Source organism: Streptomyces sp. NPDC002935, assembly GCF_040611295.1.
Taxonomy (GTDB): Bacteria; Actinomycetota; Actinomycetes; order Streptomycetales; family Streptomycetaceae; genus Streptomyces.
The window spans coordinates 133,384-144,339 of sequence record NZ_JBEXNW010000020.1 but is presented as its reverse complement, the minus strand read 5'-3'; the positions used below and the strand labels follow the sequence as shown (position 1 = coordinate 144,339).

Below are 10,956 nucleotides of genomic sequence, written 5' to 3'. Positions count from 1 at the left end.
TCGCGCATGTTTTATCACGTCAGGCTCTGTCGGGGAACATGTCGACAGTCCACACGGACAGGGGGCACCAGTTCCGCTTGTCGTCGCCATCAGTGCCGCACCACCGCCTCGTCACGGCAGCTGCGCCGCAGCGCGGCGGGGGAGCAACGGCGAGGGGAGCAGCAGAGGGGTCGCCAGCAACAGCACGCCGGCCAGCCCGATGGCTGTACGCGGACCGAGCAGGGCGCCCAGTACGCCCCAGAGGGCCGTCAGGAGCGCGGTCGAGGCCTTGGTCGTCACGGCCCAGGCGGACAGTGTGCGGGTGACCCGGTCGGTCTCGGTGCGTTCGAGGCGGTGGGTGGCGTAGACGGGGTTGAAGACCCCGCAGCAGAAAATGAGCCCGAGCTCGATGCCCATCACCAGCAGCAGCCCGCCTGTGCCCGGTCCGAGGAACGCCAGGCCGACGGGCCAGAGCGCGCGCAGTGCCCCGGCCACGACCAGGACCTGGTGCTGCCCGAACCGGGTGACGAGCGGCCGGGCCAGCCGTGAACCGAGCAGCCCGCCGATGGAGGGGGCGGCGAAGGCGAGGCCGTATTCCCACGGTGTGAACCCGAGTCGGCCGAGCATCAGGACGGCCAGCAGCGGCTGGGCGGCCATCACCAGGCCGTTGAACAAGGCCGTGTTGAAGAACAGTGGACGCAGCGTCGTGTCGGCGAGGATGTACCGCCAACCGTCGAGCAGGTCCCCGGCCCGCAGGCGCGGGGCCTCTCGGCGCTCGGGCGGCGGTTCGTGCCCGCCTGTCGCGCGGATGCCCAGGGCCGAGAGCAGGTAGCTGACCGCGTCGGCCACCACCGTCGCCACCGGACCGAGAAGCCCGATCGCCGCGCCGCCCAGCGGCGGCCCGATGATCGTGGTCGTCCAGGCCGTGGACTCGAACCGGGCGTTGGCGACGAGCAGGTCCTCGGCCGGCAGCAGCGACTTGAGGTACGCGCCGGAGGCGGCTCGGAAGGTGATGTCGGCCGCCGCGACGACGACCGAGACCAGCAGCAGCTGAAGGAAGGTGAGCACGCCGAGCGTGAACGCGGCGGGGATCGTCAGCAGCGCCGCGAACCGCACCAGGTCCATCGCGATCAGCGTCTGCCGCTTGCGGCGGAACTCCACCCAGGGGCCGAGCGGCACCGCCACGGCCGCGCCCACCGCGGCCCCCACCGAGGAGAGTGCGGCGACCTCGGCCGGTCCGCAGTTCAGCACCTGGATGGCGATCAGCGGGAACGAGCCGAAGGCGAGCCACGTGCCGAGCGCGCTGGTCCCGTACGCTCCCCAGAGCCACCCGAACGGCCGCCCCAGCCGATGCCCGCGCCGCTGTCTCAGTCGGCGCCCGCGCAGCCGTCCCAGCCGGTGCCCGCTCTTCATGCCAGACCCCCTCGCCCCTCACCCGTACAACCGATCCGCGACCGGAAGCATCAAAGCGAGCTCCGTACCTGGGGGTCAAACAACCGCAGCACCGCCCAGCCACAACCAATGGTTGTGCCCCTAGAGTGTCGACATGGACCTCGACACCGTCCGGACCTTCGTCGTCGCCGCCGACGCGGGGCAGTTCCAGGAGGCCGCCGCCGAGCTGGCGGTCACCCAGCAGGCCGTCTCCAAGCGCATCGCCGCGCTGGAGCGCAACCTGGGCGTGCGGCTGTTCACCCGTACCGCGCGCGGCGCCGAGCTCACCATCGACGGGCAGGCGTTCCTGCCCCACGCGCGCGAGCTGCTGCGCGTCGCCGAGCGCGCGGTCACGTCCGTGCGTACCGGCCGCCGTCCGCTGCGCGTCGACGTGATCGCTTCGCGGGGTGCGGCGTCGGGCCTGATGCGCGGCTTCCATCGCGCGCACCCCGAGATCGAGCTCGACGTGGTGTGGCTGTTCGACATCGAGAGGGCTGTCGCCGCCATCCGGTCCGGTGAGATCGACGCGTCCTTCCGCGCCGTCGCCGTGCCCGGCCGGCCCCTTCCCGAGGATGTCGAGTCCGTACGGGTGCTGGACGAGCCGCTTCAGCTCCTCACCGGCCCCGCCCACGCGCTGGCGGGCGCCCGGTCGGTGGCCCTCGCTCAGCTCGCCGGGCACCGGATCTGGATGCCCGGCATCGTCCCCGGTACCGAGTGGGCGGTCTATTACGACGACCTCGTCGCCCAGTTCGGTCTCACCATCGAGGCGACCGGCCCCAACTTCGGCTCCGACGCGCTCCTCGACACGGTCGCCGACACCCCGGCCCTGGACACCTTCATGGGCGGGCAGACCCGCCTCGTCTGGCCCGCCGGCCACGGCCTGCGCCGCATTCCGGTGACCGACCCGACGCCCGTCTACCCGCACTCGCTCCTCTGGCACCGCGACAACCCCCACCCGGCGCTGGCCGCCCTCCGCACCCACCTCGCCGCCACAGCGACGGGCCTCGACGCCGCCGGGACCTGGGTTCCGGGCTGGGTGATTCCGCGCTGAACGCCGCCGCGCCTTCTCATCCCGGCCGGCCAGATCCCCTTCCTTTAAAGCGGCCCTCGTCGACCGGCTGACCCGCGGCGGCGACATCATCGAGTCCGGCAGACTCCCACCGCGTCGCCCACACCAACGCGCAGCAGGGGAGCGGTTGACCTGAAGAGCCGGCGAGCTGTTCGACGCGCCGGACCGATTACCCCTTCGGGCCGGCACTGACGCGGACGAGCACGCTGTCGGCCAGTTCCCGCGGGGTCAGCTCGCCGTCCAGGAACACGGTGTCGCCGGGCAAGGTATCGGCTGCGGCCGTGCATCGTTCGATCCTGTCCTTGCACCACTGGCGGACCCGCTCGTCCTTGGCGGGATCGTCGGGGGTGAAGCTCCGTCCGTCGATCCGCTGCGCCAAGACTTCCGGCGAGACTTTGAGGAAGAAGTGGTGGGCCACGATGCCGGCGTCCTTCAGCGCACCGAAGATCTCGGCGACATACCGGGGATTGACCAGCGTCATGGGGACCAGGACGGGGCGTTGATACTCCTGGACCAGACCCATGGCCAGCTGAACGACCTGCCGCCGCCACAATCGCAGATCCTGGAAATCGCCGGTCGGCACCTCGACGATCTCGCGCAGCACATACCCGACCATCTCCGGGTCATAGACCAGCGCCTCGGGCCAACGTGGACGCAGCTCATCCACCAGCGTGCTCTTCCCGCTGCCGAACGCACCGTTCACCCAGACGATCACACGCTTCTCCCACCTCATAGCCGGCGGCCCGTGTCCTGGGCACGGCGTGTCCAAAGCACCCCGCCACGGCGTGTGGGGCCCATTCACACCGACAGATCATGCCCGAGCGAGCGCCAACTGGGGCCGAAACCCACTGACATGCGGGGCCGGCTCAGGCGGTCGAAGCCGGCGGTCCGTCGACGCCCGCCGCAGCTTTGGCGCGATGACAAGAGGAGAGTCAGCAGAACTCACCCACGTGTGTGGCGCGCGCCCGGTAAGGTGGCGATCTTCGGTCGGCGGAAGCCGTACGGAGTCCTGAAGCCCGGGCACATCATGCATCTGACCGACCATCCCGCACGCCGCCGCCTCAGCGCCGCGCTGGACGACGTCGCCGCCACGTTCCGCGGTATGACCGCACATCCGGACGAGCACAACTGCACCTGCCACTGGGGTAGTTCGGAGGAGCTCTCCCTTCTGAAGACGCCGGACGTGGAGCTGGAGCCGGATCTCCTGCGCCGGACCTGGCAGGCCATCGACTGGACCGATCACGCGGCCGTGCTGCGCCGGATACTGCCGCAGTTCGCCACAGCGCTGGCCGCCGGTCGCGTGGAGCCCCTGTTCGGACTGGAAGAGGCCGGGTACTGCTTCGCCCGCGGCCGCTGGCAGCAGTGGCCAGACGATCACGCCGGTCCGGTACGCGAGTTTCTGCGTGCCTGGTGGGTGCAGAGCCTTACTGACCCGGATGCGATCGTTCCGCCGCACGAGGTCTTCGTGGTGTGTGCGGAGGCGTCCGGGACGCTCGGCCCCTGGCTAGCCGAATGGGAGAAGCAGACCGGTTACCTCAGCGACCGACGTCTCGCCGAGGCGGCGGCGGAATGGGAGTACGAGCTGCTGGGGGACAGCCTGCCGTGGAGAGTGAGTTGGTACGAGCATGATGAGGAGGAGATGCGCGCCGACCTTGTCGCGTGGCTCCTCGAACACGCTGCGGGGCGGCTCCGCGAGTCGGGTGCATCCGCGGATCTGCAGCACCGGATACGGCTGCTCGGTCTCACCGAGTTGGACCGCTGGACGGATCCGCACTGGCCCGGCCATCGCTACTGACCGGTGCTGCCGGCCATGACGGCGGCGAGGAGCCTGCTGAAGGAGCAGGACCCGGGCGAGGCCGACAACTTCCGCGGCACCGTCCTGGTCGCCGTCGAAGCGGCGGCCCAGGCCGGCAAGGGCGGGCCCGGTCCGGTCCTGGCGGAGATGACCCGCAGGATCACCGGCGCCGTAGCCGCCGCTTGACGGGACACGGGTGCCGGACTCTTCCAACCGGCCCTCGACCGCTCAAGGTTGCTTCGCGACGTCCTTCACCGACGTCGGCCCCAACTGCTTGGCGCTGGCGTACTCCGGCATCGTCATGGGCTTGTCGAACAGGAAGAACGACTGGTTTGTGCCGACTGTGAACTCCATGTACGCGCCCGTCGTGGCGTCGAAACCGTAGTAGGCGTTGCAGGTGGAACCCGACGTGTACGTGCCGTCCATGCCGGGCTGCGAGACGACCGCGACGCCGTTGGAGTAGGCCTCCACCCTCTCCGTCGGGGTGAGCATCTTGCAGCGCGGCACGGGCAGGCCCTTCATGATGAAGTACCCGTACTCGCCGTTGGCGTTCTGGATGTAGACGTACGAGAGTTTGCCCCGCTTCCCCCACGTCTTGATCCACTGGTTGATCGCCTCGCGGGTCGGCGAGTACTCCATGCGGCCCGCCGGCTGCTGGGCCACGAGGTGGTCGTAGGTGTCCTGCTTGCGCTTGTTCTCCTTGTCCTGGCTGGAGTCCCCGGTGCAGGACGTCAGAGCCAGGCCCACAACGAGCGCGATGACGGTGGCCAGGGCCATGCGTGCGAACTTCTTCATGCGGTGCCGCCCTCTTCCCGGGATGAGATGGGGATCAGTTGGTGCACGTCGTGCGCTTGGCGGTGGCATCCAGCCGGTACGGCAGATCCTTGTCACGGAAGGGCGCGCGGTGCTCCTGCGCGGCCTTCGAGTTGTAGGCGTTGACCGACTCGATCCGCGTGGCCTTCAGCGCGGTGATCGACTGGTTGATCTGCGTCGTGCGAGTCTCCGAAGCGGTCTTCCGCTCCTCCTGGAGCACCTGGATCGTCCCTTCGGCGTTCTGCACGGCCTCGCACAGATCGAAGAACTCCTCGTACGTGGTCTGCCGGAACTCGCCCGAGCCGACGGTGTTCTCGCGCTTGTCCGCCTCACCGCGGAACGGCGCGGTGATCCACCCCGCGCCGCCGAAGGCGAACACCCCGATCACGTACAACACCGCCAGGCCGATGACCCCGCCGACGGCCCAAGCCCCTAACCGTGCCCCCTCGCGTACCTGCCCCATGGCCATCCCCCTTCACAGGTGGCCCCGCGGCGTGGAACCACCTTCCGCGAATGAGGACACGGCGCCTGGTGAAACGGTTCCGCCGGCCCGAGTGTCAGGAAGCGGTTACCGCCGCGGTCGAGCCACTGCCGGCACACAGTCAAGTGGCTGCGCGCTGCCCGGGGTTGACGTCAGCCGTCAACTCCGTCAACCGGCAACCCGGCGCAGCCGTTTGGGGCGACCAAGGAGTGTTTGGGGCCGGTCGAAGCACCGCATGGGCGGGCATCGCGGCGGTGTCAGTCGCGCTGTGCGGCAGCCTTGTGCGGTGGTCGGCGGGCCTCTCCTCAGCCACGTCGCGGTCTGCCGCGGACGCGAGCCGAGCCGGTCTTTCGTATGAACGGGGAACCCCGTAGGGGCATATGCCGATTTCCATGGCGGGTTACGAAGTAGGCCAAGATCCGCCGTGAGGCCGCTGCGACGGCTACTGTCCTTCGTTGTGAATCGCCTAGTAATCGATTACGCCCGAGGTGCCTCGCTCTAGCTCTGTCTTGCGCGGGTCGGGTCAGGCTGTGCGGGTCAGGGTCCGACCGTGTGGTTCACGAACACGCACGTTCGTGTGGTTCACGAAGGCGCGCATTCCGCTGACACAGGCACTGGCCGTTTCCGGCGCCCGACATGCTCGGGCGCGCTACTCGAATGGAGCAGGAACCGTGACGACGCCCCCCGGCGGCGATGCATACAGGACATCCGGTCCTCCGCCGTCCACGGCACAGGGTCCTCAACCCCACCCAGCAGGGGGAGGCCGCGCGAAGCCCTCCGCGCTCGTCCGACCGTACGCAATGACCGGTGGCCGCACTCGCCCGAGCTACCAGCTAGCCATCGAGGCACTGGTCAGCACCCAAGCAGACCTCTCGCAGTTGCTCGCCCAGCCGCCGGAGGCGTATCGGATCTGCCTCCTCTGCCAAGAGGTCAAGTCGGTCGCGGAGATTTCCGCGCACCTGGCGATCCCCCTTGGAGTCGCCCGGATCCTCGTTGCGGACCTCGCGGAGGCGGGGCTCGTCACCGTGCAACAGCCGGACGGGGACGACGCGAACGGGGGAAGGCCCCATGTGACCCTGCTCGAGAAGGTGCTCAGCGGCCTGCGGAGACTCTAGAAGGACTCGCGGCAGTTGCTCGTGCCCGCCGCCGAGCTGCTTCCTGGCCCGTAGGGTCTGGCTCGCAAGGGTGATCAACCACACGGACGCCTGATGCGGGCCGCCGCCCACACCGGTCGGCCGCTTGATCGCGGATGAAGGAACCACACAGCAGGGACGAGGTACTTCCATGCCGACCGCCGCGCAGCCGACCCTTCAGTACGAGGACGCGCAGGTTCGCGTCACCCGCTGGGACTTCGAGCCCGGCACCGCCACCGGCCACCACCTCCACTCACACGACTACGTGGTCGTCCCCGTGACCGACGGTCGCGTCCGCGCGCTCACCCTCGACGGGGGCGGCACCGATTCCGTACTGAAAGCGGGCCAGTCCTACGCCCGCCCGGTCGGCGGCGCCCACGACGTCGTCAACATCGGCGACGCCCCTCTTGCCTTCGTGGAGATCGAACTCAAGCACACCGCGCCCGTCGCGCCACCGGTTCAGGGCGGTCGCCAGTAGGGGACGCGTCGACGCGGGGTGCCCGGCGCCGCATGACCGACGCGGCGGACCGGTACCGGCGGCACCGGCAATTTCCTCCGACGGCCACGTCCGCAGCATCCGTCGTCCCCCACGTCGCCTCGTCGCCGACCCCGTCCGAGCGCTCATGGCGGCATGGTCGCGGCTCACCAGCACCGCCGGAGGCGGCACGATCCGGCGCGGCGGGAGAACAGGGCTCTGACAGTGCAACCAATGGGACCCCGAGCATGTCTCCCCTAGTGAAATCGTCTGTCCCCTTCACCAGGAGCATCTGGGGGCGTCATGCAACATCACCGATCCCGTGCAGCCATTGTCGCGGGGGTCCTTCTCACCGCCGTCGGCGCCACGATCCCCGCCTCCGCGGCCATGCAGCCGGAGGCATCCGCGAAGCCTTCGCCGCCCGCGCGCATCGTGAACGCCCGGTGGGCCGGGCACTGCACCTACGACCGGCTCGTCATCGACGTCCGGGGCAGCGCCCCGACCGTCGGTGTGAAGCCGGTCAGGACACTTCGCTACGAGGCATCCGGAAAGAAGGTCCCCCTTGCGGGGAAGTACTTCCTGGAGATCAGGCTCTCTCCCGCGGTCGCCCACGACGACGCGGGCAACTCGGTGTACAAGGGCCCCCGACTGGTGAAGATCCAGTTGCCCAAGCTGAAGGGTCTCGCCCTGACCGGAGACTTCGAAGGGGTGGTCTCCTTCGGAAGCGCGTTCCAGACCAAGCCCGCATACAAGGTCTTCAAGCTGCACGGCCCCGAGCGAGTGGTCCTGGACTTCGCCCACGCCAACCGGTGCGGGTGAGTGCCGGCCGGCACCAAGCAGCCGGCTGCCCCTCTGGGGCGGCCGGCACGGACTGCGGGGAGCCGTAGAGCGTGTAGGCGGTGCGGGCCAGGAGCACCGTGTGCTGGGTGGCTTCGGGCAGGGGACGTACGACGGACGCGGAACGCGCCGCTGTCCGGCGGAAATCCAGTGGTGCGCTAGGACGCTCGACGCGACGATGAACGACCGCCGTTCCGTGCGAGGGGCGGCCATCGTTCATCTGCTGCCCGGGAGGAACTCTGTATGACCCCTTTGCCGATCGTCCGCCGCGTGCTCGGCAACGGGCCCTTCGCCGAGATCGGAGAGCCGACCCTGGCCGTCGTCGACGATCGCTCGCGGACGGTCGCTGTGGGTGGGGACCTCGGGGCGGTGCAGTGGAGCGGCAGCGGGACCGCGGACTCCCGATGGACGGGGCACCGGATCGGCGTCTACGACCGCGAGGGTCTGCGCTGCAAGCGCCTGGTGAAGTCCAGGTATCCCGTCCGGTCGCTCGCCTTCCACCCCACCCTTCCCCTGCTGGCCGTCGGCACCGGGCGCTACGACGGCGGCTACTTCTTCGAAGGCGAACTGCTGTTGGTCCACCTGGGCTCCGGCACCGTGGTGTCCGCACTGCCGTACGCGCGGGAGGTCCTCGATGTCGCGTGGCTCAGTGAGAGGGAGCTGCGCCTTGTACTGGCGCCCTGTGACGACTGGGAGAACCCGGAGGCGCACGAGCAGGGGCACACGGTCGTCGTCGCTCGCGCGGAGTGGGACGCGGTGGGGGAGCGGACGATCGGCAACGAGGAACTGTCCGCTCCCGCGGAGCCGGCCGCTCGGTCGGATCGCGGAGCGCGGACGCGCCGTCTTCTCACGGACCTCGCGGCAGCCGCCGGTCGGCAATGGTCACCTCGGCGACGGGTGTGGGCCGTCGAAGGCAGGGAGGACGGCCGCGTTCTGGCGGCCCTGGACGGGGTCCTGGCGGAATCGTGGCTGCCGTCAGGGGACCGGGAGTGGGTGGTCGAGGACGACGAGGGCGGCCGTCAGCTGGTCGCCGCCGCCGACGGAACAGCGGTGTGGGCCAATGCCGAACGCCGCGGTCACTGGCGAGGCAGAGGGTGGGAGGGAGACGCGCCCCGGATCGCGCGGATAGCCGTCGCCACAGGGCAGGTGCTGGAGACGCTGAGCCCGGACGTCGGCGGGGTTCTCGTCGCCGGCGGCCGAAGGGTCGTCATGAGGCCGATGGGCCGCCCTGGCAAGCGTCCCGAGCGGTTGATGATGTTCGACCTCGACGGCCGGGTGGACGGTCCGGAGGTCAGCCGCTTCGACCTGTTCAATCACGGGTTCGCGGTCAGGCGCGCAAGCCGTCCGTATGTCCTGGTGGGTACGCGAGCGGACGCACCGCACAGGGACAAGTGGATCGTGGCCCTGGGCGCGGACGGGACATCGCGGCGGCTCTTCCCGCACTCCTGGGTGCCGCACGAACACCACTTCGGAGGTCCGGCCGTCGAGATCGGGCAGTCGCTGGTGTACGCCGGCACGGTCCACGACAGTCAGGGGCTTCAGCCCGGTGGCGCCTACGTAGTACGACGATCCCTCGACGGTGCCGTGGCCTGGCAGCACCGCACCGATCATCCGGCCACCGCACTCGACGCCGACGAAGACACGGTCTACGTGGCCTACAACTCCGGTGCCCTGACCGCACTGGACGCCGACAACGGCTCGGTGCGCTGGCACACCGAACTCGACATCGACGGAACACCGACCACGGCGCTTTCTCTGGCTGTAGCACCGCAAGGGCACCTGCTGATCGGGACCGTCGACGGCCGGATTCTGGAGTGCTCGGTTCGACCGTGATCCTGAAGGGCCCATCTCACTGGTCCTGTTGGTGGCCGTGTGATCTGTCGGTGGATCGAACGGCCTCCGCCGGAGCCGGCAGGACGGCAGGGCGGCAGACACGGTTGTCGTCCCTCGACTCTCCCGTGCGATCCGCTCGCCGTCTGGTCGCTGCAACGAGGACGAAGGTGACGCTGATCAGGAGCGACCAGGCACCGAACTTGTCGAAGGAAACCGGCTGCCATTCCTGGAGCTGGTACGGGTAACGCCATGCGCCCAGGTAGGTGGCGATGTTCTCGGCCAGCCACAGGAAGAATCCGATCAGCGCGAACGACACCACCAGCGGCATGCGGTAGCGCGCGTTTCCCACACTGAACCGCACCGACGTACCAGCGGTGACCACGACGAGCAGTGCGGCGAGTGGCCAGCGCACATCGGGCAGCCAGTGGTGGGTGAAGAAGTTCACGTAGATGGCGCCGGCCACGGTCGCGGTGGCCCAAGGTCGGTAGCACACGAGCTCCAGCTCCATGAGCCGCCATGCCCGGCAGACATAGCTGCCAACCGCGGCATAGAGGAACCCCCCGTACAAGGGCACGCCTGCGACCTTGAGCGCCGCGGATTCCGGATAACTCCAGGAACCGTGAGCGACCTTCACCAGCTCGAAAGCCAGCCCGATCGCGTGGCACACGGCGATGACCGCGACATCCCGCCCGGTCTCCCACCCGCGCAGGCGGAAGACCAGCGTGAGCAGCAGCCCGTACACCAGCAGCAGGTCGTATCTGGCTACGGGCAACTGCGGTGCCAGGGTCGAGAGGGCCATGCCCGAGAACAGCGCGACAGCGAACGCGCAGGAGCGCGTCTGGAGCCGGGCGAAGACCAGCAGCTGCTGGACCGGGGCGACGATCACGGTCATGAAGGGAGGGACGTGCAGGTGAAGGCGGTGGTTCCTCGTCTGCCACAGGCTGCTCCCGACCGTTCAGACCGTCACGCTCCTTCATGGCGTCGATGTGGTGCGGCCGCTCCACGGAGCTGAAGGGGCGGTCACGCTCGAAGAACCCATCGCCCGGCAGGAAGCCCAGCGCCATCAACTGCTTGGCGTCGCTCAGTCGGTACTATGGACGAGGCTTCTCG

Annotated in this window: 11 protein-coding genes and 1 pseudogene; 7 read left to right on the top strand and 5 right to left on the bottom strand. The window is 69.2% G+C overall.

The window, feature by feature from the left end; all coding sequences use genetic code 11:
• Positions 1–111: 111 nt before the first annotated feature.
• Positions 112–1,392: an MFS transporter gene (locus ABZX90_RS26280; protein ID WP_351131930.1), complete on the bottom strand. Its 1,281-nt coding sequence runs from the start codon at positions 1,390–1,392 to the stop codon at positions 112–114.
• Between the two features lie 133 nt (positions 1,393–1,525).
• Here ABZX90_RS26280 and ABZX90_RS26275 point away from each other — a divergent pair, with 133 nt between their 5' ends.
• The gene (locus ABZX90_RS26275) at positions 1,526–2,461 is read left to right on the top strand and encodes a LysR family transcriptional regulator (protein WP_355208632.1); all 936 of its coding nucleotides are present in this window, start codon (positions 1,526–1,528) and stop codon (positions 2,459–2,461) included.
• Between the two features lie 187 nt (positions 2,462–2,648).
• Here ABZX90_RS26275 and ABZX90_RS26270 read toward each other — a convergent pair whose 3' ends face one another.
• Positions 2,649–3,194, bottom strand: coding sequence for an AAA family ATPase (locus tag ABZX90_RS26270; RefSeq protein WP_351131926.1), 546 nt, complete (start codon positions 3,192–3,194; stop codon positions 2,649–2,651).
• A 312-nt stretch (positions 3,195–3,506) separates the two neighbouring features.
• Here ABZX90_RS26270 and ABZX90_RS26265 point away from each other — a divergent pair, with 312 nt between their 5' ends.
• Positions 3,507–4,274 (top strand): hypothetical protein, encoded by a 768-nt coding sequence (locus ABZX90_RS26265; RefSeq protein WP_355208629.1) that lies wholly within the window; start codon positions 3,507–3,509, stop codon positions 4,272–4,274.
• A 15-nt stretch (positions 4,275–4,289) separates the two neighbouring features.
• Positions 4,290–4,460: a hypothetical protein gene (locus ABZX90_RS26260; protein WP_351131923.1), complete on the top strand. Its 171-nt coding sequence runs from the start codon at positions 4,290–4,292 to the stop codon at positions 4,458–4,460.
• A 42-nt stretch (positions 4,461–4,502) separates the two neighbouring features.
• Here ABZX90_RS26260 and ABZX90_RS26255 read toward each other — a convergent pair whose 3' ends face one another.
• Positions 4,503–5,069 carry a hypothetical protein gene (locus ABZX90_RS26255; RefSeq protein WP_351131921.1) on the bottom strand — a complete coding sequence of 189 codons (567 nt, stop codon included), beginning with the start codon at positions 5,067–5,069 and terminating at the stop codon, positions 4,503–4,505.
• Positions 5,070–5,103: 34 nt separating this feature from the next.
• A complete protein-coding gene (locus tag ABZX90_RS26250; protein WP_355208625.1) occupies positions 5,104–5,556 on the bottom strand; it encodes a hypothetical protein in 453 nt (150 codons plus the stop codon).
• Between the two features lie 788 nt (positions 5,557–6,344).
• On the opposite strand from ABZX90_RS26250, the pseudogene ABZX90_RS26245 reads away from it, so the two are divergent.
• From ABZX90_RS26245 to ABZX90_RS26230, 4 genes and pseudogenes are all read left to right on the top strand, one after another.
• Positions 6,345–6,683, top strand: a pseudogene (locus ABZX90_RS26245) (DUF742 domain-containing protein); the annotation flags it as partial.
• A 169-nt stretch (positions 6,684–6,852) separates the two neighbouring features.
• Positions 6,853–7,179, top strand: a complete 327-nt coding sequence (locus ABZX90_RS26240) for a cupin domain-containing protein (protein ID WP_355208622.1) — start codon at positions 6,853–6,855, stop codon at positions 7,177–7,179.
• 300 nt (positions 7,180–7,479) lie between these two features.
• Positions 7,480–7,995: a hypothetical protein gene (locus ABZX90_RS26235; protein WP_351131917.1), complete on the top strand. Its 516-nt coding sequence runs from the start codon at positions 7,480–7,482 to the stop codon at positions 7,993–7,995.
• 261 nt (positions 7,996–8,256) lie between these two features.
• Positions 8,257–9,846 (top strand): PQQ-binding-like beta-propeller repeat protein, encoded by a 1,590-nt coding sequence (locus ABZX90_RS26230; RefSeq protein ID WP_355208619.1) that lies wholly within the window; start codon positions 8,257–8,259, stop codon positions 9,844–9,846.
• Positions 9,847–9,862: 16 nt separating this feature from the next.
• Here ABZX90_RS26230 and ABZX90_RS26225 read toward each other — a convergent pair whose 3' ends face one another.
• Positions 9,863–10,738: a DUF817 domain-containing protein gene (locus ABZX90_RS26225; RefSeq protein WP_355208617.1), complete on the bottom strand. Its 876-nt coding sequence runs from the start codon at positions 10,736–10,738 to the stop codon at positions 9,863–9,865.
• Positions 10,739–10,956 lie beyond the last annotated feature (218 nt).

Coding starts and splice junctions, on each gene's coding strand:
- ABZX90_RS26280 (WP_351131930.1), bottom strand. CDS start 1,392: ATGAAGAGCGGGCACCGGCTGGGACGGCTGCGCGGGCGCCGACTGAGA.
- ABZX90_RS26275 (WP_355208632.1), top strand. CDS start 1,526: ATGGACCTCGACACCGTCCGGACCTTCGTCGTCGCCGCCGACGCGGGG.
- ABZX90_RS26265 (WP_355208629.1), top strand. CDS start 3,507: ATGCATCTGACCGACCATCCCGCACGCCGCCGCCTCAGCGCCGCGCTG.
- ABZX90_RS26260 (WP_351131923.1), top strand. CDS start 4,290: ATGACGGCGGCGAGGAGCCTGCTGAAGGAGCAGGACCCGGGCGAGGCC.
- ABZX90_RS26255 (WP_351131921.1), bottom strand. CDS start 5,069: ATGAAGAAGTTCGCACGCATGGCCCTGGCCACCGTCATCGCGCTCGTT.
- ABZX90_RS26250 (WP_355208625.1), bottom strand. CDS start 5,556: ATGGCCATGGGGCAGGTACGCGAGGGGGCACGGTTAGGGGCTTGGGCC.
- ABZX90_RS26240 (WP_355208622.1), top strand. CDS start 6,853: ATGCCGACCGCCGCGCAGCCGACCCTTCAGTACGAGGACGCGCAGGTT.
- ABZX90_RS26235 (WP_351131917.1), top strand. CDS start 7,480: ATGCAACATCACCGATCCCGTGCAGCCATTGTCGCGGGGGTCCTTCTC.
- ABZX90_RS26230 (WP_355208619.1), top strand. CDS start 8,257: ATGACCCCTTTGCCGATCGTCCGCCGCGTGCTCGGCAACGGGCCCTTC.
- ABZX90_RS26225 (WP_355208617.1), bottom strand. CDS start 10,738: ATGACCGTGATCGTCGCCCCGGTCCAGCAGCTGCTGGTCTTCGCCCGG.